This window comes from Pseudomonas sp. NFX183, assembly GCF_047943075.1.
In the GTDB taxonomy this organism is placed as follows: Bacteria; Pseudomonadota; Gammaproteobacteria; order Pseudomonadales; family Pseudomonadaceae; genus Aquipseudomonas.
Genome location: NZ_CP181333.1, coordinates 6,124,257 through 6,143,395 on the forward strand (window position 1 = coordinate 6,124,257; position 19,139 = coordinate 6,143,395).

17 protein-coding genes are annotated in these 19,139 nt (G+C 62.3%); 7 read left to right on the forward strand and 10 right to left on the reverse strand.

The genetic code is table 11. The features are described from left to right. Positions 1 to 51: 51 nt before the first annotated feature. A complete protein-coding gene (locus ACM530_RS28465; RefSeq protein ID WP_404487743.1) occupies positions 52 to 1,257 on the reverse strand; it encodes a multidrug effflux MFS transporter in 1,206 nt (401 codons plus the stop codon). A gap of 100 nt (positions 1,258 to 1,357) precedes the next feature. Between ACM530_RS28465 and ACM530_RS28470 the strand changes: the two genes are divergently transcribed. The 3 genes from ACM530_RS28470 (at position 1,358) to ACM530_RS28480 (ending at position 5,981) form a co-directional block, all read left to right on the forward strand. Then, a complete protein-coding gene (locus ACM530_RS28470) occupies positions 1,358 to 2,464 on the forward strand; it encodes an efflux RND transporter periplasmic adaptor subunit (protein WP_242197825.1) in 1,107 nt (368 codons plus the stop codon). A 2-nt stretch (positions 2,465 to 2,466) separates the two neighbouring features. Continuing rightward, entirely contained in the window at positions 2,467 to 5,550 is a 3,084-nt protein-coding gene (locus ACM530_RS28475) for an efflux RND transporter permease subunit (RefSeq protein ID WP_416363771.1), read from the forward strand. 110 nt (positions 5,551 to 5,660) lie between these two features. Then, complete coding sequence (locus ACM530_RS28480) at positions 5,661 to 5,981, forward strand: hypothetical protein (RefSeq protein ID WP_416363772.1); 321 nt, start codon at positions 5,661 to 5,663, stop codon at positions 5,979 to 5,981. A 112-nt stretch (positions 5,982 to 6,093) separates the two neighbouring features. On the opposite strand, the gene ACM530_RS28485 is transcribed toward ACM530_RS28480, so the two are convergent. The 4 genes from ACM530_RS28485 to ACM530_RS28500 form a co-directional block, all read right to left on the reverse strand. After that, positions 6,094 to 7,323, reverse strand: a complete 1,230-nt coding sequence (locus ACM530_RS28485; RefSeq protein ID WP_262209061.1) for a M20/M25/M40 family metallo-hydrolase — start codon at positions 7,321 to 7,323, stop codon at positions 6,094 to 6,096. Between the two features lie 48 nt (positions 7,324 to 7,371). Further along, complete coding sequence (locus ACM530_RS28490; RefSeq protein WP_416363773.1) at positions 7,372 to 8,430, reverse strand: diguanylate cyclase; 1,059 nt, start codon at positions 8,428 to 8,430, stop codon at positions 7,372 to 7,374. A gap of 89 nt (positions 8,431 to 8,519) precedes the next feature. Further along, positions 8,520 to 9,152, reverse strand: coding sequence for a LysE family translocator (locus tag ACM530_RS28495; protein WP_416363774.1), 633 nt, complete (start codon positions 9,150 to 9,152; stop codon positions 8,520 to 8,522). After that, positions 9,149 to 9,988: a sugar phosphate isomerase/epimerase family protein gene (locus tag ACM530_RS28500; RefSeq protein ID WP_416363775.1), complete on the reverse strand. Its 840-nt coding sequence runs from the start codon at positions 9,986 to 9,988 to the stop codon at positions 9,149 to 9,151. Before ACM530_RS28500 ends, ACM530_RS28495 begins: the two co-directional genes overlap by 4 nt. 136 nt (positions 9,989 to 10,124) lie before the next feature. Here ACM530_RS28500 and ACM530_RS28505 point away from each other — a divergent pair, with 136 nt between their 5' ends. After that, positions 10,125 to 11,537 carry a PLP-dependent aminotransferase family protein gene (locus ACM530_RS28505; RefSeq protein WP_416363776.1) on the forward strand — a complete coding sequence of 471 codons (1,413 nt, stop codon included), beginning with the start codon at positions 10,125 to 10,127 and terminating at the stop codon, positions 11,535 to 11,537. Here ACM530_RS28505 and ACM530_RS28510 read toward each other — a convergent pair. From ACM530_RS28510 to ACM530_RS28530, 5 genes are read right to left on the reverse strand one after another with little or no spacing between them, the layout of a single operon-like run. Beyond that, positions 11,496 to 11,702 (reverse strand): sigma 54-interacting transcriptional regulator, encoded by a 207-nt coding sequence (locus ACM530_RS28510; protein ID WP_416363777.1) that lies wholly within the window; start codon positions 11,700 to 11,702, stop codon positions 11,496 to 11,498. The two genes, ACM530_RS28505 and ACM530_RS28510, sit on opposite strands and share 42 nt — an antisense overlap. Before the next feature lie 2 nt (positions 11,703 to 11,704). Further along, positions 11,705 to 12,373 (reverse strand): methionine ABC transporter permease, encoded by a 669-nt coding sequence (locus ACM530_RS28515; RefSeq protein ID WP_416363778.1) that lies wholly within the window; start codon positions 12,371 to 12,373, stop codon positions 11,705 to 11,707. Then, a complete protein-coding gene (locus ACM530_RS28520) occupies positions 12,370 to 13,116 on the reverse strand; it encodes a methionine ABC transporter ATP-binding protein (RefSeq protein ID WP_416363779.1) in 747 nt (248 codons plus the stop codon). Before ACM530_RS28520 ends, ACM530_RS28515 begins: the two co-directional genes overlap by 4 nt. Continuing rightward, positions 13,113 to 13,907: a MetQ/NlpA family ABC transporter substrate-binding protein gene (locus tag ACM530_RS28525; protein ID WP_416363780.1), complete on the reverse strand. Its 795-nt coding sequence runs from the start codon at positions 13,905 to 13,907 to the stop codon at positions 13,113 to 13,115. The genes ACM530_RS28520 and ACM530_RS28525 overlap by 4 nt, the downstream gene beginning before the upstream one ends. Positions 13,908 to 13,924: 17 nt before the next feature. Next, on the reverse strand, positions 13,925 to 14,956 hold the full coding sequence (locus ACM530_RS28530; protein WP_416363781.1) for an isopenicillin N synthase family dioxygenase: 1,032 nt from the start codon (positions 14,954 to 14,956) through the stop codon (positions 13,925 to 13,927). A 248-nt stretch (positions 14,957 to 15,204) separates the two neighbouring features. Between ACM530_RS28530 and ACM530_RS28535 the strand changes: the two genes are divergently transcribed. The 3 genes from ACM530_RS28535 to ACM530_RS28545 all read left to right on the forward strand — a co-directional run bounded on the left by ACM530_RS28535 (position 15,205) and on the right by ACM530_RS28545 (position 18,504). Continuing rightward, complete coding sequence (locus tag ACM530_RS28535; RefSeq protein WP_416363782.1) at positions 15,205 to 15,945, forward strand: response regulator; 741 nt, start codon at positions 15,205 to 15,207, stop codon at positions 15,943 to 15,945. After that, positions 15,942 to 17,246 carry an ATP-binding protein gene (locus tag ACM530_RS28540; RefSeq protein WP_416363783.1) on the forward strand — a complete coding sequence of 435 codons (1,305 nt, stop codon included), beginning with the start codon at positions 15,942 to 15,944 and terminating at the stop codon, positions 17,244 to 17,246. The genes ACM530_RS28535 and ACM530_RS28540 overlap by 4 nt, the downstream gene beginning before the upstream one ends. Positions 17,247 to 17,421: 175 nt before the next feature. Then, entirely contained in the window at positions 17,422 to 18,504 is a 1,083-nt protein-coding gene (locus ACM530_RS28545; protein WP_416363784.1) for an LLM class flavin-dependent oxidoreductase, read from the forward strand. Positions 18,505 to 19,139: the final 635 nt, after the last annotated feature.

The window sequence follows — 19,139 nt, forward strand, 5'->3', positions numbered from 1 at the left end:
ATAAGTCCGTCGGCCTCTGAACACTAGCCGGCAAAAGCAGCCCTGATCGTCCTACGTATAGGACAGCCCCTTGACCGGACGTTGGCGCAGCAGGTGGAACGCGACAAACGCCAACACCGCAAAGCTGGCCTCAATGACGATCATCGGCGTGGCACTGCCATCGCGCAAATGGCTCAGCAACAGGCCGCTGCAGGTCGCGCCAAACATCTGCGAAAACCCCATCAGCCCAGCGGCCAAGCCCGCACGGTGCGCGTTGGGCATTACCGCGCCCGTGACCGAGCCGGGGAGCACCAGGCCACCGCCCAGGGTCACCAGTGCCACCGGAAGGTCCAGGCCCAGCACCGACAGACCGAACAGCTCGTAAATCAGCACCGCCGATAGGCCGCCGATGGCCACCAGTGTCACGCCCATCGCCACAATCCGCTGCGGCCCCAGGCGCATGATGTTGCGCCGGGTGTAGGTGGAACCGACGATCAGCATCGACACAATCACGCCAAAATTGATGCCGTACTCAAGGCTGCTGAAACCCAGCAGGTTGATAAACACTGCCGACGAACCCGCAATCACCGAGAACATCGCACCATAGGTGCACGCCAATGCCACGGCGTACGCCCGGTATTGACGGCCCTTGAGCAAATCCAGGTATTGCCCGCCGAGGGTACGCCAATGGCCAGCCGTGGGATCGAGGCAGTGGTTGCTCTCGCGAAAGAACAGCACAGCCAACACCAGCACCACACTGCCGATGATCAGGGCCAAAACAATTGGCGCGTGCCAGCCCAGCAGCTTGATCAGCAGCCCGCCGATCATCGGCGCGACGACAATGGCGTAGAGCATGCCGATCATGGTCAGCGCCAGGGCCGGCCCGGCTTCGGCTTGCCACACGTCACGCACCACGGTGCGCGCCAACACCAATGCGGCGCAGGCGCCGAGGCCTTGCAACACGCGGGCGGCAATGAATTGGCCGATGTCGTTGACCAGCAGCATCGCCAAGGTCGCCAGCACATACAGCGCCAGGCCGCCGATCAGCACCGGACGACGGCCGATCCGGTCCGACAACGGCCCGAACAGCAACTGCCCGAGGCCGAATGCAGCTACAAACGCCGACAACGCCATCAGCGCCGAACCTGCAGGCGCCGCCAGCGCCTGCTCGATGGCGCCAAGGCCTGGGATGATCAATTGAGTCGACACTTCACCCAGCGCCGTAAGGGCCACCAGTAAAAACAACAAGCTTCGCGAGGGCGCCGGGGCGTTTGCCATGGGGAGTATCCGGGGGCTGGATTAATTTATATTTCGACCATAATATGCGTAAAAAATTATGTCCATAATTTTTTATTCACTGGTTATCCCGGAGCCCGTCATGACCCCTCTTCCCCTGCGTCTTCTAACGCCCCTGGCCCTGTTGATCCTCCTCGGCGGCTGCAACAGCAAGGCCGACACCGCCGCCGAAGTGCCGCCGCCCCGCCCCGTGCTTGCGGCCAAAGTCGAAGCCGCCGGCACCCAGCAAAGCGCCTACACCGGCGTGGTGGCTGCGCGCACAGAAAGCGACCTGGGCTTCAGGGTCAGTGGCAAGGTCATAGACCGCAAGGTCGACCCCGGCCAGCACGTCTCCCGTGGCGACACCCTGCTGGTGCTGGACATCGGCGACTTCGAGCTGGCCCTGCGCTCGGCCAAGAACCGCGTGAACGCGGCCCAGGCGCAAGTGCGCCAGCGCCGCGATGATGAAAACCGCTACCAGCGCCTGGCCAGCACCGGCGCCGTGTCGCGGCAGATTTTCGACCAGTCGGCGACCAACCTGCGCGTCGCCGAAGCTGAGCTGGCTTCGGCGCAATCGGACGCCAGCCAGATCGAGAACCGCCGCACCTACTCGGTGCTCAAGGCTGACGGCGACGGCATCATCACCGACGTGCGCGTAGACCGCGGCCAAGTCGTCGCCGAAGGGCAAATCGTCGCGCGCCTGGCCCATGACGGCGCTCGCGAAGCCATCGTCAACCTGCCGGAAAACCAACGCGACCACGCCTCACAAAAAGCCTTGGCGTTCCCCTTCGGCGCGCCGGACCAGGCCGTGACTGCCACCCTGCGCGAGCTGTCCGCCAGCGCCGACCCGACCACCCGCACCTACCGCGCGCGCTACGTATTGCACGGCGCCGTTGACCGTTTCGCCCTTGGCTCGACCATCACCGTCCGCCTGCAAGGCGATGGCCAGGCCCAACAAACCCGCGTGCCCATCGGCGCGTTGCAGGACGCCGGGCAAGGCACCGGCGTGTGGCTGATTGGTGCTGATGACACCGTCAGCTTCGCGCCCGTCAAGGTCGCCAGTCTCGGCCAGGAAGACGCCCTGCTCGACAGCGGCCTCACACCCGGCCAGACCATCGTCGCCCTGGGCGCGCACTTGCTGCACAGCGGTGACGCGGTGCGCCTGCTGCCCGCCCAGGTACTGGCCCTCAATCGCAAACAGGACCACTGAGCATGCGCGGCATCAACCTCTCCGAACTGGCGGTGAAACACCGCGCAGTCACGCTGTTTCTGATCATCGCAATCCTCGCCGCCGGCATCTTCTCGTTCGGCCAACTGGGGCGCGCCGAAGATCCTTCATTTACCGTCAAGGTCATGACCATCACCGCCGCCTGGCCCGGCGCAACCGCACAGGAAATGCAGGAGCAAGTCGCCGACCGCCTGGAAAAGCGTCTGCAGGAACTGGACTACTACGACCGCGTCGAGACCATCGCCCAGCCGGGTTTTGTGTCGATGCGCATGACCTACAAAGAGTCCACGCGCCCCAGTGAAATCCAGGACTTGTTCTACCAGACCCGCAAAAAACTCAGCGATGAAGCGGCGAAACTGCCCAAAGGCGTGATCGGGCCGTTCTTCAACGATGAATATTCCGACGTGTATTTCGCCCTTTACGCACTGGAAGCCGAGCACCTGCCACATCGCCAGCAAGTGCAAATGGCCGAAGAACTGCGCCAGGGCTTGCTCAACCTGCCGGGCGTGAAAAAGGTCAACATCCTCGGCGAGCAGGCACAGCGGATCTTTGTCGAGTTTTCCTACGAGCGCCTGGCTACCCTGGGCATCAAGCCCGATCAGATCTTCGCCGCCCTCGCCGCGCAGAACGCCGTAGCGCCATCGGGCTTCGTCGAAACCGCCGGCGCCCGCGCCTATATCCGTATCGACGGCGCCTTCGACAGCCTCGCGCTGATCGAAAATGTGCCGCTGGAAGTCAACGGCCGCGTGCTGCGCATTGCCGATGTGGCCACCGTCAGCCGTGGCTATGAAGACCCGCCCAGCTACCGGATTCGCCATCAGGGCGACCCGGCGCTGATGCTCGGCGTGATCATGGAAAAGCACTGGAACGGCCTGGAGCTGGACAAAAGCCTCAAGGCCCAGGAAGCCAACATTCAGGCCGATCTGCCGCTGGGCGTGAACTTCGCCAAGGTCTCCGACCAGGCAAAAAACATCAGCCTGGCCGTGAATGAATTCATGCTCAAATTCTTCGTCGCCCTGGCCGTGGTGATGGTCATCAGCCTGCTGGCGCTGGGCTTTCGGGTGGGCCTGGTGGTGGCCGCCGCGGTGCCGCTGACCTTGTCCGTGGTGTTTGTGATCATGCTGCTGACCGGGCGTGAATTCGACCGTATTACCCTGGGCGCGCTGATTATTTCCCTGGGTTTGCTGGTGGACGACGCGATTATCGCCATCGAGATGATGGTGGTGAAACTGGAAGAAGGCTTCGACCGGATTCACGCCGCCACCTTTGCCTGGAGCTCCACCGCCGCGCCGATGCTGACCGGCACGCTGGTGACGATCATCGGCTTTCTGCCGGTGGGTTTTGCGCGCTCGGGCGCCGGGGAATATGCCGGCAACATTTTCTGGATCGTCGGCTTTGCGCTGATTTCATCCTGGCTGGTGGCGGTGGTGTTCACACCGTACCTGGGCGTGAAATTGCTGCCGCAGATCAAACCGGTGCCGGGCGGCCACGACGCCATTTACGCCGGCCGTTACTACCAGAAACTGCGGAATGTCGTCCAAGCCTGTGTGCGCAGGCGCTGGTGGGTAACTGGCTTGGTGGTGGCGGCCTTTGTGCTGTGCGGTTTAGGGATGGGCGTGGTGAAGAAGCAGTTCTTCCCCAATTCCGACCGTTCCGAACTGATCCTTGAGGTGTACATGCCGCCCGGCAGCGCGTTCAAAAGCACCGAGGCGGTGGCGGCGCAGTTGGAGAAAGCCCTGCTGCAAGAGCCACAGACCCGCCTGGTCGACACCTATGTGGGCGGCGGCGCGCCGCGCTTTTTCCTGTCGCTGAACCCCGAGTTGCCCGACCCGGCGTTTGCCAAGCTGATTGTGCAAACCCCGGACTCGCATGCCCGCGATGCGCTGAAGCTGCGCATGCGTGAGCGCATAGCGGCCGGTGAATTCCCGGCTGCGCGCGTGCGTGTCACGCAATTGCTGTTCGGCCCGCCCGTGCCGTTTCCCGTGGTGTTTCGTGTGTCCGGGCCAAATGTGGATGTGCTGCTCGGCGTGTCCGATGATGTGCGTCGCATTGTCGCCGCCAACACGCTGACCAAGGACGCCTTTCTCGATTGGGGCGAGCGCACCAGCGGCTATCGCCTGGTGCTGGATCAGGACCGCCTGCGCCTGCTGGGTTTCACGCCTAACGAGGTCAAATCGCAGCTCAATGCCTTGCTCAGCGGCAACTCGATCACTGAAGTGCGCGAAGGCAATCGCACCGTCTCCGTGGTCGCTCGCGCTCAGGGCAACCAGCGCGAAGACCTCGGCAATCTCAACAATATGACCCTGACCAACAGCGCCGGCACCTCGGTGCCGCTGGCCCAGGTCGGGCATTTTCAGGCGGTCATGGAAGAGCCGATCCTCAAGCGCCGCAACCGCGCAAGCACCGTGGAAGTGCGCGCTGACATCATCGACGGCGTACAACCGCCCGACGTGGAAATGGCCGTGTACAAAGACCTGCAACCGCTGATCGCAAAGCTGCCGGCCGGTTACCAGATCGACATCGGCGGCCCGGTGGAAGAAAGCGCCAAGGCCAACGTCGCGCTGGCGGCACTGTTCCCGATCATGATCTTGCTGACCCTCACCGTGATCATGTTCCAGGTGCGCTCGTTCGGCGTAATGTTCATGGTCTTCGCCACCGCGCCCCTGGGCCTGATCGGCGCGGTGCCGACCTTATTGCTGTTCAACCAGCCGTTCGGGTTTAACGCGATTCTGGGCTTGATCGGGATTGGCGGCATCCTGATGCGCAACACGCTGATCTTCACCGACCAGATCCGCCAGAATCAGGAGCACGGCATGGCGATTCACGAAGCGATTATCGAAGCCACCGTGCGCCGCGCAAGACCGGTGATTTTGACGGCACTGGCGGCGGCCCTGGCATTTATCCCGCTGACGCTGTCGGTGTTCTGGTCCTCCCTGGCTTATGTGCTGATTGGCGGGGTGTTGGTGGGTACGGTGTTGACGCTGTTGTTCCTGCCGGCGCTGTGCAGTCTGGTGCTTGGGCGAGAGAGGACAAGGACTACCGAAACCTCCCACGCAACACCCGGATAAGCTCTACAGATACCACCTGAAAACCTCGGCAAAGTCCTTCGCCTGATCACACAGTGCGAGGGATTGCAGATGGTTTTTTCCGTTAAAGCCCCGGTTATTGGGGCTGTCTTTTGATCGCCGCCACCCGCCAACACATTGGCCTTCTGGTACTGGCCGTGATGGATTCCGAGACGCGAGACGTCGAATCCGTTCTCAGCGATTTCAAACGCTGCCTCAATACCTACGAGCTCTGGGTCGAAAGCTACGTCAGCTTTTCGGCACTGGATGTCGATCAGGTATTCAAAGTCGGGAGCGAGCTTGCTCGCGTTGTGTTGCGCAGCGCAGCAGCAGCAGCCCCAACAAGGGCGACGCGGTTCTACAGCCAAGTCCGCGTCGCCAGTTTTGGGCCTGCTGCGCAGCCCAACGCAGGGCAAGCCTGCTCGCCACAATAAGCCTTCTCATCACAATAAGCCTGCTCATCACAATAAGCCGGTTCATCACAACAAACCTACTCACCCGATACCCAGGTTCACCCTCAAAAAATGAGTGAACCCGGCGCCCCAATCATCGCTTCGAGAGCTCCATAATCATCCGGCTAAGCAAGTAAATCCGCGGCGCTACACTCTCCACTTCCGCATATTCCTCTGGGGTATGGATGTTGCCACCGACAATCCCGAACCCATCCAACGTCGGCGTTCCAACCCCGGCAGACAAGCTGGCATCCGCTGCCCCGCCGCTGCCTTCGATGGTCAACTTACGCCCCAACTCCCCGTAAATCCCTTGGGCGATTGCGACCAACTTGTCCGACTCCGGCGTCTGCGGCATTGGCGGTAAACCGCGCAGCAAACTGGTTTTGACTTCGGTGTCCGGAATCAACTTATTCGCCGAAACACGGGCCAGGTCCTTCTCGATCCGGTCGAACTCTTCCGGCAATGCCGCACGTACGTCCGCCTTGGCCGTCGCTTGGTCGGGGATGACGTTGACGCGGTCGCCGGCCTTGAGCACGGTGAAGTTGATGGTGGTTTTCTTCTCTTCGTCGCCCAGTTTGCCCAGTTGCAGGATCTGGTGCGCCGCTTCCATCGCGGCGTTGCGGCCCAGTTCCGGGGCGACGCCGGCGTGGGCGGCTTTGCCTTTGACTTCGACCACGGCGGTGGCGCTGCCTTTGCGCCATACCACCAGGCCGTCGGCCGGGCGGCCGGGCTCGAGGTTGAGGGTGACGTCGTGGCCTTTGGCGGTGGTGCGGATCAGTTCGGAGGCGGCGTCAGAGCCGGTTTCTTCGCTGGCGTCGAGCAGGAAGGTGATTTGTGCGTAGTCCTTGAAGCCCTGGTCTTTGAGCACCTTCAGCGCATAGATGCCAGCGACGATGCCGCCCTTGTCATCCATCACACCGGGGCCATAGGCGCGGCCGTCCTTGATGTGGAACGGGCGTTCGGCGGCCGAGCCTTCCTTGAATACCGTGTCCATGTGGGCCATCAGCAAAATCTTGGCTTTGCCGGTGCCTTTGAGGGTGGCGATCACATGACTGTTGTTGGCGGCTTTGTCCGGCACCAGCTCGATGTTGAAACCAAGCTGCTTCAATTCTTCTACGGCGATGTCGCGCACTTGGGTCAGGCCGGGCTCGTAGCCGGAGCCCGAATCGATATTCACCAGGCGCTCAAGCAGTTTCAGGGCGGGGGCCTTGTACTGTTCGGCGCCGGCCTGGATCTGTTTATGGGGTTCGGCGCTGTAGACCGGCGCAGCGAAGGACAAGGCCAGGGTCGCGGCCAGGAGGGTACGGGAGAAGGTGAAGAGCATGGACCGATCCTTGTTTTTTTGTTGGGGGGGCGCCGACACCCTACCCCACTAGACCGATTGCAACCAACTCCCTTGCACTGAACTCACACGGTTGCGCCCGCTGCTCTTGGCTTCATACAACGCCTGGTCGGCGTCGTTGAGCCAACTGGTCGAATCCGCATGCGCAGGTTGATACGGCGCCAGGCCAATGCTCAAGCTGGCGCGCAGTGTCGGGTCTTGGGTGTACGCCAAGGCGTTGAAGCGATCGCGCAAGGCGTCCATTACTTCGGTGGCGCGGTGCAGGGGCATGTCCGGCAGGATCACGCAGAACTCATCGCCGCCATAGCGCCCGGCAAGGTCGGCGGTGCGCAGGTTCTGTCGCAGCACTTTGCTCAGTTGGCGCAGCACGATATCGCCGGTGACGTGGCCGTAGGTGTCATTGATAGTCTTGAAATGGTCGATGTCGATCAGCGCAATGGCGGCGCCCACCTGCTCTGTGCGGCAGCGTTGAAACTCGATCTCCAGGTGGTCCTTCCAGGCACCGTGGTTTAGCAGGCCGGACAGGCTGTCGGTGCGGCTCAGCGCCAGCAACTCGCGTTTGTGCCGGGCGAGGGTCACGGCCTGGCGATAGCAGATCCAGCCCAGGGCCAGCGGGTACACCATCAGAATCGGCAAGCAGGCGTAAAGCTGGGTTTCAGTGGTGACGGCGATGAACGCCGGGGCGAACACCAGCAACGACGCGCCAACACCCAAGGCCTGCGCCACCCAGCCCGCCAGCATAAAGCGCGGCCCGCCAATGGCGACGTTGTTCATGGTCATCATCGACAGCGTGGTGACACTGGGCAGCGGGTTGAAGTGCATGGCACCGACCCAGAACCCGCCGCAAAAGGAATCAAACAGCAGGTTACGGCGCTCGCTGCGCAGTGAGTTGCTGGCGCGGCGCGACCACAGATAGGCCATGTGCGGCCAGACAAAGGCGTTGATCAGCATCCACGCCCAGACCCACAGCGGGGGATGCAGGGGAAACATGCCAAACACCACGCACACAAAGCCGAGCGTCAGCCCCAGCGTGCGCGACTTATACAACCGTGAAGCGAGCGGAAGTCCATTTCCTCCGGCGGTTGACATGGCTTGATGTGATCCTGGATGAATGCCTGGAGTCTATCAGGGCGACGTCAAATCGCCACTACCGCTCATAAGCCTGCGGGTAGCGCCCCTCAGTGCGAAAAACCGCGCGCCAGCATCAGCGCCACACCCAGCAACAGCACTGCCGTGACCCGTTGCAGCAACATCCGTCGCCTGGGGTTTTCCAGCACGTGCTTGATGCGCTGGCCGAAATAGCAATACAGGCAGCCGCTGGCAAACTGCAACGACAAAAAGGTAAGCCCGAGGATGGCGATATCTGCCGCGCGGCTGTGCCCTCCCGCCCCGGCAAACTGTGGGAACACGGCGCTGAACATGATGAGGGTCTTGGGGTTGGAAAACCCGGTCAGCAAGCCCTTGCCGAACAGGCTGCGCGCGCCCTGCGCGGCAGCGTCCCGGTTGATCGATACGCCGCTGCTGGTCCACTGTCTGTAGGCCAGGTAGAGGATGTAGGCCACACCCACCAACTGGAGGGTCTGGGTGATGGCAAGGTTGCCCTTGATCAACTCCGAAAAGCCCACGGCAAAGATCAGGATCGAAATCAGGTACGCCACACTGGCGCCGATCTGCGCCGGGATCGAGCTGCGCAGGCCGTCCTTCAAACCCAGGCTCAACAGCAGCAGGGTCATCGGGCCGGGGCTGAAGGTCATGGTGGCGCAAAACAGCAGAAAGTAGAGAAACGAAGAAAGCGTCAACGTACTTGTCATGAGCCCAAACCCGGATTGGAAGAAACAACGGCGAAGGCGCGCGCCAACTCGGCCAGGGCGGCCTGCGCACTGTGGTGACAGGTTTCAAAGGCCACCAGGCCTTTCCAGTTCGTCTCGACGATAGCCTGCAGCACCTCGGCGTACGCGCAGTTGTCGGCGTGGTGCCCCTCCTTGTGGTTGCTGAAGGAAATGCCCTTGATCAGCGCGGGGTACTTGCGCACCACTTGCGCGGGCAAGCCGCTGTCGAGGCGGGCGTGGCCGGCGTCGAGCAAGCAGTACACATTGCTGTGCGCTTGCAGGTGCTCGAACACAAAGGCGAATTGCGCTTCGTGGGTGAAAATCCGGTAGTTGACGTAGTTGGACAGACTCTCCAGGTAGATATCCGTCCCCTTGGCCTCGGCATACTGCGCCAGCTCCTTGACCGATTTGAGGTAATGCTCCAGGGCAATGTCCTTGGCCTCCTGCACTCTCTGCGGCCCGACGATGCAGCCGCCGTGGATGATCAACGGCGCGCCCAGACGGCTGGCAACATCAACCTCTCTTTCCACGTATTCCACCGCCGCCGCACGAAAAGCCCCGACATCGCTGCCCAGCGGCGCCTTGAAGTTACTGTGAAATATCGGCTGAACACCGCTGACCGCGATCTTTTCCTGCAGGCGGGCGATGCGCGCATCAGTCCAGTCCTCGACCCTTTCACCTAACAGGCTGGCGTCGATGTACCAGTGGCTGTAGCCCCCTTCAATGGCGCTTTGCAGGCCCTTTTCGGCCCCCAGGTATTTATGCTGGGCCACCCCCAGGCAGAACGGCGCGCCGGGGTTGATCAGTTGGCTTTCCATCACGTAATCCCTGTCATTGATGGCCCGCAGTCTAGAGCGGCAGCCTTGCACAGGGCAGGTAAAGTGAGGCCTAATCCGGCCGAACTTTACCGGTACCAATGGCCGGTAAAATCACCGGCAAATACCAGGAAGGTTTATGTTTGTATCCGCCATCGCCTTTGTTGACGGCACACCCAAGGTTCAGCAGATTGTCGACGCGTTCAGCCACGCCATCGAGCACGGTGAATGGGCGCCGGGCAGCAAATTGCCGTCGGTGCGTGAATTGACCCAGACCCTGGGCGTGAGCAAATTCACCCTCAATGAAGCACTGGACCGCCTGCGCGGGCGCAACCTGCTGACCTCCAGCCAGGGTCGCGGCTACTTTGTGGCGATGGACAGCGCCCGCCCCGCCGCGATGACCTGGGTCGACCTGTTACCCCAAGACCTGCTCAGCGTATTGCGCCGCCCCTTGGTCACCGCCGGCGGCGAGCTGCGCCCCGGCAGCGGGCACTTGCCGGAGGACTGGCTGAACAACGACGCCATCCGCCAAGCCCTGCGCAGCGTGGTGCGCGCGCCGTCGTTGCGCATCGCCGGGCTGGGCGCGCCGGCCGGGCTGTTGCCGCTGCGCCAGGCGCTGCAACAAAAACTGCACAGCGAAGGCCTGTCAGTGCCGGTGGAACAAATCATCACCACGCCCAACACCGTGCAAGGCCTGGACATGCTCATGCGTCTGCTCGCACGCCCCGGCGACACCGTGCTGCTGGACGCGCCGTGCTACTTCAACTTCCACGCCAACCTGGCCTTGCACGGCGTCAAAGTGGTGACACTCGAGCGCCGCCCCGACGGCTTTGACTTCGCTGCCCTTGAGGCGCTGCTGGCCGAACACCGCCCCAGTCTGTACCTGACCACCAGCGTGCTGCATAACCCCACCGGCCACTCCTTCAGCCCCAGCCAAGCGTTTCGCCTGCTGCAACTGACTCAGCACTACCACTGCCATATCGTCGAGGATGACCTCTACGGCGACCTGCACCCCAACCCGCCACCGCGCCTGGCCGCTCTCGCCGGGCTGGACCAGGTCACGTACCTGTCAGGTTTCTCCAAGATCCTCAGCGCCAACACCCGCGTCAGCTATGTGGTGGCCGCGCCGCAACTGGCGGCGAACCTGACCAACATGAAGTTGATGAGCGGCGGCGTGACCTCAGAGCTGTTCGAACAGCTGGTCTATCGCATGCTCAGCGAAGGCAGCTACGCCAAGCACCGCAAGCGCATGGTGCAACGGTTGATGGAGTGCGGCGGGCGTGTCGAGCAATGGCTCAAGCGTTGCGGGTGCGAGCTGCCGATGGCGTACGAGGGCGGGATGTTTATCTGGGCGCGGCTGCCGCAGGGAGTGGACGGCGAACTGCTGGCCCAGCAAGCGTTGAAACACAGCATGGTTCTGGCGCCGGGCGCCTTGTTCGGTTACGACCCGGCGCACCTCAATTCGATGCGTTTTAATGTCGCCCACAGTGATGAACCACGCGCGCAGCAGCTATTTGAGACGCTGCTGCTCAAGGCCGTGCGCGCCCCTTGAGCATGCCGTGGTGGACTTGCCGGTGCCGGTCTCGCCATTGATCAACACCGGCGCTTCGCTGGGGCCGACGCGTTTCAAATAATCGAGCAGTTGCAACGAGCGCGGCTCGGAAAACACCAGGGCCTTGGCACGGATCGACCGCAGGTCTTTTTCGCCCTGGGGCAAAGTCAGGATCGGCGGTGCGCCAGCGACCTCACACAGCGATCCCCCAGGCTTTGCACGCCCTGCACCAGCACCACCAGAACGATGACCGTGACCACCATGATCTGGTTGTTGAAACGCTGATAACCATAACGAATCGCCAGGTCGCCCAGCCCGCCGCCACCGATCACGCCTGCCATGGAGGAAAAGCCGATCAGCATCACCAGCGTCAGCGTCACCCCGGCCACCAGCGCGGGCAAGGCTTCCGGCAGCAGCACTTTGAGGATCACATGGCGCGCATCACCGCCCATGGCAACGATGGCTTCTATGCGCCCCTTGTCCACTTCATTCAGGGCGGTCTCGACGATGCGCGCAAAAAATGGAAAAGCGCCAATCGTGATCGGCACCACGGCCGCCGTACTGCCCAGCGTGGTGCCGACGATCAGGCGCGTCAGTGGGATCAACGCGATCAGCATCACCACAAACGGCAATGACCGCCCCAGGTTGATCACGGCGCCCAACGCCCGGTTGAGCCGTGGCAAAGGCAACAAGCCGCCGCGTCGGCTGATAAACAGCACCACGCCCAGCGGCAAGCCGATCAACAGCGTGAACATGCCCGCCAGCAGCACCATGTACAGGGTTTCGCCGGTGGCGTTGAGCAGCAGTTGAACAATCTCGTTCCAGTCGGTTTTCATACGGCCCTCACCACCGGCGGGCTTGGCGCCAGCGAACGGCCCAGGTGCGATGCCGGGTCGGCTTGCAATTGCAGCAGCGTGCCGCTTTCCACCACGCGTCCATCGGCCAGCGACACCGCGCTGTCACAGATGGCCTTGACCACCTCGAGTTCATGGGTGATCAACACGATGGTCACGCCCAGCTGCCGGTTGATGTCGCGCAACAACTCAAGAATCGACGCGGTGGTTTGCGGGTCAAGCGCGCTGGTGGCCTCATCCGACAACAGATACGTCGGACGCGCCGCCAATGCACGGGCAATGCCCACGCGTTGTTTCTGCCCGCCGGAGAGCTGCGAAGGAAACGCCTCAGCCTTGTCACTCAAGCCCACCAACGCCAGCAACTCGGCCACCCGCGCCGCGCGCTCAACCTTGGGCACCTTGGCGATTTCCAGCGGCACCGCGACGTTGCCCGCCACCGTGCGTGAATGCAGGAGGTTGAAGCCCTGGAAGATCATGCCGATGCGCTGGCGTTGCTCGCGCAGTTGCCTGTCGCTCAGTTGGGTCAGGTCCTGGCCGTCCAAAAGGATGCGCCCGAAGGTGGGCCGCTCCAGCAGGTTAAGGCAGCGCAACAAGGTACTTTTACCCGCCCCGCTGCGGCCGACAATGCCAAAAATCGACCCGTCGTTTATCCGCAACGACACGTTATCCAGGGCCGCCGGCTGGCCGTCGGCGTAGGTTTTGCTGACGCCCTCGACGACGATCATTCGGCCGCCACCGGGATCACCGAGCCCGCGTATTTTTCGCTGATGAACTTGGCCACCTGCGGCGAGTGCAGGTCCTTGGCCAATTGCTTGATGCGCGGGTCATCCGCGAGTTTTGGTGTGGTCACCAGGATATTCGCGTAAGGGTTGCCCTCGGCTTTCTCCAGGCCCAAGGCGTCTTTGGCCGGCACCAACCCGGCTTCCAGGGCGAAGTTGCCATTGATCACCGCCAGGTCCACATCGTCCAGCGCGCGCGGAATTTGCGGCGACTCGATCTCCAGAATCTTCAGGTGCTTGGGGTTCTCGGCGATGTCCTTGGGCGTGGCCTGCTCCCTGGACGCGTCATTGAAACCCGGCTTGAGCGTGATCAGGCCATTGGCTTGCAACAGGTACAGCGCGCGGCTGAGGTTGGTGACGTTGTTCGGCACCGCCACCGTGCCTTTGTCCGGCACCTGGGCGAAGCCGGTATGGCGATGGGAGTAAATGCCCAACGGTTCGATATGCACCGTAGCGGCCACCGCGAACTTCTGCCCGAGCGCCTGCTCCTGAGCATTGAGGAATGGCAGGTGCTGGAAGTAATTGGCGTCGACATCACCATGGGCCAGCAACTCGTTGGAGTTCACGCCGCTGGGAATTTCGATGATCTTCAAGTTCAGGCTCGGGTCGAGCTTCTGCACGTATTCGAGGATCTGTGCATGGGGAATCGGGTCGGCGGCGACGCGCAACGCATCGGCGGCCGACACGCTCAATGAGGCCAGCAACGCCGCCAGGGTAAGTGCAGATGTCTTCAGCATGGTGATTGATCTCCTGATCAGGCGGACAGTGCGTGGGGAAGTGTGGCGTCGGCATAGAAACGTTGAGCAACATCCGGGTGCGAGCGCAGACGGCCCTTGAGGTAATTCCAGCCGACATCGCGCAGCAACGGGTTGCGCGGGTCGCTGGTCGGCCCGTGGGCATCGCGCAGCAGTTCGGGTGCCAAGTCATACACCGGCACCACCGCATCCAGCTGCGCACCGAGAAAAAACGCCAGGGACAAACGCTCGCTGCCCACCGGCGGCGACACCACGCGGTGCACGGTGGCGCGCAAGTAACCGTTGCTGGCCAACTCGAGCAGTTCGCCGATGTTCACCACCAGTGTGTCGGGGCGCGGCGACGCGTCGATCCAGCGGCCCTCCTCCACCTCCACCTGCAAACCGGCCTGCTCGTCCTGCAGCAGAAAGCTCAAAAAGCCGGAGTCCTTGTGTGCGCCCACGCCCTGGCGACTTTGTTGCGCGTGGCGGCCGGGGTAGCGGATCAGCTTGATGTGTTCGTTGGGTTGGTCACCGTACAGTGCGTCAAAGGCCTGCTCGGGCAACGACAAGGCTTGGGCGAAGGCGCGTAGCAAGCGCAACGCCATTTGCGTCATTGCCTGCTGCCAGGCCAGTACCAACGGCTTGAGTTCGGGCAAGGCGACAGGCCATTGGTTCGGGCCCTGCAGACGGGCCCACGCGGCCGGGTGTTGATCCGCGTTCAGTGGCTCGCGTTCGGCGCCGACATCGAACTGCTCACGCAGGTCCGGCTGGCCGCGGGTGATCTCCGAAGCGGCGCGGTTGTAGCCGCGAAAGTGTGGCGAGTTGAGCATGCCGACCGCCAGTTTGTCGGCCTCGGGCAAGGCAAAAAATGCGCGCGCCTGCTGCTGCACCTGAGCCAGCAGCGCCGGGTCGATGCCGTGGCCGGTCAGGTAGAAAAAGCCGATCTGCCGCGCGGCAGCGCGCAACGCATCGAGAAATTCGCCGCGTTGCTGAGGCGTGCCGTCAAGCTGCGACAGATCCAGCAGCGGCAAGGTGGTGACTGATTGCAGCATCGGCGGCTCACTCCATAAGCGTCTTGGGTTGGAGCAACCAAGCTAAACGATCTTAAAAAACCTTAATAAATACCTTTTTAGCATTAGCTTAGGCACGCAGGTGAACGACGCCGGACGCTGGCCTGTCGGTTTTTTTGCCTCGCTGTGTATCTCGTTATCGCCAGATACACTGCAATACAAAGGGCACAAGGCAAACCCTGCGGCGATGGCTAGACTGCGGCCCATGAGCATTTAACGAGGAACGCAGCATGGACCATGTCGACCATATCCTGATCGTCGATGACGACCGCGAGATCCGCGAGCTGGTGGGCAATTACCTGAAGAAAAACGGCATGCGCACCACAGTGGTCGCCGATGGCCGCCAGATGCGCAGTTTCCTCGACGCCACCCCGGTTGACCTGATCGTGCTGGACATCATGATGCCCGGCGACGACGGTTTGCAGCTGTGCCGCGAGCTGCGGGTGGGCAAGCACAAAGCCACGCCGGTGCTGATGCTCACCGCGCGCAACGATGAAACCGACCGCATCATCGGCCTGGAAATGGGCGCCGATGATTACCTGGTCAAACCCTTCGCCGCCCGCGAACTGCTGGCGCGGATCAACGCCGTGTTGCGGCGCACGCGCATGCTGCCGCCGAACCTGGTGGTGAGTGAAACCGGGCGGCTGATTCGTTTTGGCGGTTGGCGCCTGGACACCACCGCCCGCCACCTGCTCGACGAAGACGACACGCTGGTGGCCTTGAGCGGCGCCGAATACCGCCTGCTGCGGGTGTTCCTCGATCACCCGCAGCGCGTGCTCAACCGCGACCAATTGCTCAACCTGACCCAGGGCCGCGATGCGGATCTGTTTGACCGTTCCATCGACCTGCTGGTCAGCCGCCTGCGCCAACGCCTGTTGGATGACGCACGTGAACCGGCGTATATCAAGACCGTGCGCAGCGAGGGGTATGTGTTTTCCCTGGCGGTGGAAATCCTTGGAGCCACGCAATGAAATGGCGCTTGGGTTGGCCGCGCACGCTGGCGTCGCAGCTGTCGCTGATCTTCCTGATCAGCCTGGTGTGCGCCCATGGGTTGTCGTTCAGCGCGCAGTTCTACGAGCGCTATATCAGCGCGCGCACCGCGATGCTCGGCAACCTGGAGAACGACGTGTCGACCTCGGTGGCAATCCTCGACCGCCTGCCCGCCAACGAGCGGGCCAGCTGGCTGCCGCGTATCGACCGCCAGAACTACCATTACCTGCTCAATGCCGGCGAGACCGGTGAGCCGATGAGCAGTGACGACGTGCCGATGGCCGCCACCTCGATTGCGGATGCGCTGGGCGAGCAGTACGCGCTGACCTTTCGCACCATTCCCGGCCTGCAGAAGCACTTCCAGGCGCACCTGACCCTGGCCGACGGCCACCCGATCACCCTCGATGTACGCCCGGCCGCCCTGCCCGTGGCCTATTGGTTGCCGGTGGTGCTGATCCTGCAATTGGCGCTGTTGCTCGGCTGCACCTGGTTGGCCGTGCGCCTGGCGATTCGCCCGCTGACGCGCCTGGCCCGCGCGGTGGAAACCCTCGACCCGAACGCTCATCCGACGCCGCTGGACGAACACGGCCCGACCGAAGTGGCACACGCAGCGGCAGCGTTCAACCAGATGCAACAACGCATCGCCGAATACCTCAAGGAACGCATGCAGATCCTCGCGGCGATTTCCCACGACCTGCAAACGCCGATTACCCGCATGAAACTGCGCGCCGAGTTTATGGAAGATTCTGCCGACCGCGACAAGCTCTGGAGTGACCTGGGGGAAATGGAACACCTGGTGCGCGAAGGCGTGGCCTACGCGCGCAGCGTGCACGGCGCTACCGAAGCCCGTCATCGCATCAACCTCGACGCGTTTCTGGACAGCCTGGTGTTTGATTATCAAGACATGCACAAGCAGGTCAGCATCAGCGGTAAAAGTGCGCTGGTGCTCGACACCCGCCCTCACGCCTTACGGCGGGTATTGGTGAACCTGCTGGACAACGCGCTGAAATTCGCCGGCAGCGCAGAACTGGCAGTCGGCTCGACGCCAACCGGGCAGCTGTCGATCAGCGTATTGGACCGCGGACCCGGGATTGCCGAGGACGAACTGGTGCACGTCATGCAGCCGTTTTATCGGGTGGAAAGCTCACGCAATCGCGGCACCGGCGGCACCGGGCTGGGCCTGGCGATTGTGCAGCAGCTGGTGGTGGCGATCGGTGGCTCGCTGACCTTGAGCAATCGCGCGGGCGGTGGGCTATGTGCGCAGATTCACCTGAGCCTGTAGCTCACCTATTAATGCACGTTGCTAATAAATAAACCGAATGATAATTCAATATTTTAATACTTAGGTTAGAACCAACAGGCATTTTACAGACCCGACTCCTGCCCTTACTTTTGAGCCGAGTGACCGACCCCACGCCCGGAGGAGGTGTTGATCCCGTACCTGACAAGGACTGACCATGAGCATTGAATTTATCGGCTACATCGGCGGCCATCACGCCTCTGAGATCCACCCGCGCAGCGGGCCGACCCTGCAACCGGACTACGTCGAAACCGTGGCCCGCGCCCACGAAGAGGCCGGCTTCGACCGCGCCCTGGTGGCCTTCCATTCCAACAGCCCAGACAGCACGCTGATCGCCGCGCATGCCGCCAGCGTGACCCAAAAACTGCAGTTCCTGATCGCGCACCGCCCCGGTTTCGCCCAGCCCACGCTGGCTGCCCGCCAGTTCAGCACCCTGGATGTTTTCAACGGCGGGCGCACCGCCGTGCACATCATCACGGGTGGCGATGACCGCGAACTGCGCGCCGATGGCAGCCACATCGGCAAGGACGAACGCTACGCGCGCACCGACGAGTACCTCAGCGTGGTGCGCCAGGAATGGACCAGCGAGCAGCCCTTCGATTTCTCGGGCACGTACTACCAGGTGCAAGGCGCGCACTCGACGGTGAAGTCGCCGCAGCAGCCGCACATTCCGCTGTATTTCGGCGGCTCTTCCGCGGCAGCGATTGCGGTGGCGGGCAAACATGCCGACGTGTATGCGCTGTGGGGTGAAACCTATGAGCAAGTGCGCGAAGTGGTGACTCAGGTGCGCGCCGAAGCGGCCAAGCATGGGCGCACGATCCGCTTCAGTTTGTCGTTGCGCCCGATCCTCGCCGAGACCGAAGAACTGGCGTGGGCGCGTGCCGAGACAATCTTGCAACAGGCCACGGCGCTGGCTGAGAAGAACGGATTCGTGCGACGGGAACCGCCGAACGAAGGCTCACGCCGCTTACTGGCAGCAGCGGCGCAAGGCTCGCGGCTGGACAAGCGGTTGTGGACCGGGATTGCCGGGCTGCTCGGCGCCCAAGGTAACTCCACCTCACTGGTGGGCACCGCCGAACAAGTCGCTGAAGCGTTGTTGGATTACTACGACCTGGGGATTACCACCTTCCTGATTCGCGGCTTCGACCCGCTCAATGATGCAATCGACTACGGCAAGCGCCTGATTCCACTCACCCGCCAATTGGTCGCAGAGCGCGAGCAGGCCCAGCAGGTCGCGTAAACACAGCTCCCACAGAAAAGCGAAGCACTGCGGCTGTGGCAGTTAAACTCGGTCAAATTGTGGGAGCTGGCTTGCTCGCGAAGGCGGTGTGCCAGTGACACATGAGCTGCCTGAACCACCGCATTCGCGGGCAAGCCCGCTCCCACATTTGGATCTCTTTGCGTCAGGTAGATGGGTGTCGTTTGTACTCGGTCAAAGGTGGGAGCTGGCTTGCTCGCGAAGACGGTGTGCCAGTGACCCATGAGCTGACTGAACCACCGCATTCGCGAGCAAGCCCGCTCCCACATTTGGATCTCTGTGCATCAGATAGAGGTGTGTTGCTGTGCTTTTGATCCGCTTTTGCTTCTACCACTCAGGTCGGCTACCAGGCCGCCGTGCTCTGCTTTTGATCTTGCTTTTGATCTGACAGGCCCCGTCAACCACGCTGGCCGAACGCAGGCTTGAATCCGTGGGTAACCCGGCAGGACGCCGGGTTAGCCGCGTTGGGCCATGGATGGCCCGTCGCGGCGGCCCACGGATTCAAGCCGGAGTGAGAGGGAACACCGAGCCTAGGCGAGGTGCCGAGTGGTGGGGCAAAGACCTTTTGGTTACTTTTGGGGCGTTTGCTGTACGGACCGGACACATGGTTGACGGGT

Coding starts and splice junctions, on each gene's coding strand:
- ACM530_RS28465 (WP_404487743.1), bottom strand. CDS start 1,257: ATGGCAAACGCCCCGGCGCCCTCGCGAAGCTTGTTGTTTTTACTGGTG.
- ACM530_RS28470 (WP_242197825.1), top strand. CDS start 1,358: ATGACCCCTCTTCCCCTGCGTCTTCTAACGCCCCTGGCCCTGTTGATC.
- ACM530_RS28475 (WP_416363771.1), top strand. CDS start 2,467: ATGCGCGGCATCAACCTCTCCGAACTGGCGGTGAAACACCGCGCAGTC.
- ACM530_RS28485 (WP_262209061.1), bottom strand. CDS start 7,323: ATGCTCTTCACCTTCTCCCGTACCCTCCTGGCCGCGACCCTGGCCTTG.
- ACM530_RS28490 (WP_416363773.1), bottom strand. CDS start 8,430: ATGTCAACCGCCGGAGGAAATGGACTTCCGCTCGCTTCACGGTTGTAT.
- ACM530_RS28495 (WP_416363774.1), bottom strand. CDS start 9,152: ATGACAAGTACGTTGACGCTTTCTTCGTTTCTCTACTTTCTGCTGTTT.
- ACM530_RS28500 (WP_416363775.1), bottom strand. CDS start 9,988: ATGGAAAGCCAACTGATCAACCCCGGCGCGCCGTTCTGCCTGGGGGTG.
- ACM530_RS28505 (WP_416363776.1), top strand. CDS start 10,125: ATGTTTGTATCCGCCATCGCCTTTGTTGACGGCACACCCAAGGTTCAG.
- ACM530_RS28515 (WP_416363778.1), bottom strand. CDS start 12,373: ATGAAAACCGACTGGAACGAGATTGTTCAACTGCTGCTCAACGCCACC.
- ACM530_RS28520 (WP_416363779.1), bottom strand. CDS start 13,116: ATGATCGTCGTCGAGGGCGTCAGCAAAACCTACGCCGACGGCCAGCCG.
- ACM530_RS28525 (WP_416363780.1), bottom strand. CDS start 13,907: ATGCTGAAGACATCTGCACTTACCCTGGCGGCGTTGCTGGCCTCATTG.
- ACM530_RS28530 (WP_416363781.1), bottom strand. CDS start 14,956: ATGCTGCAATCAGTCACCACCTTGCCGCTGCTGGATCTGTCGCAGCTT.
- ACM530_RS28535 (WP_416363782.1), top strand. CDS start 15,205: ATGGACCATGTCGACCATATCCTGATCGTCGATGACGACCGCGAGATC.
- ACM530_RS28540 (WP_416363783.1), top strand. CDS start 15,942: ATGAAATGGCGCTTGGGTTGGCCGCGCACGCTGGCGTCGCAGCTGTCG.
- ACM530_RS28545 (WP_416363784.1), top strand. CDS start 17,422: ATGAGCATTGAATTTATCGGCTACATCGGCGGCCATCACGCCTCTGAG.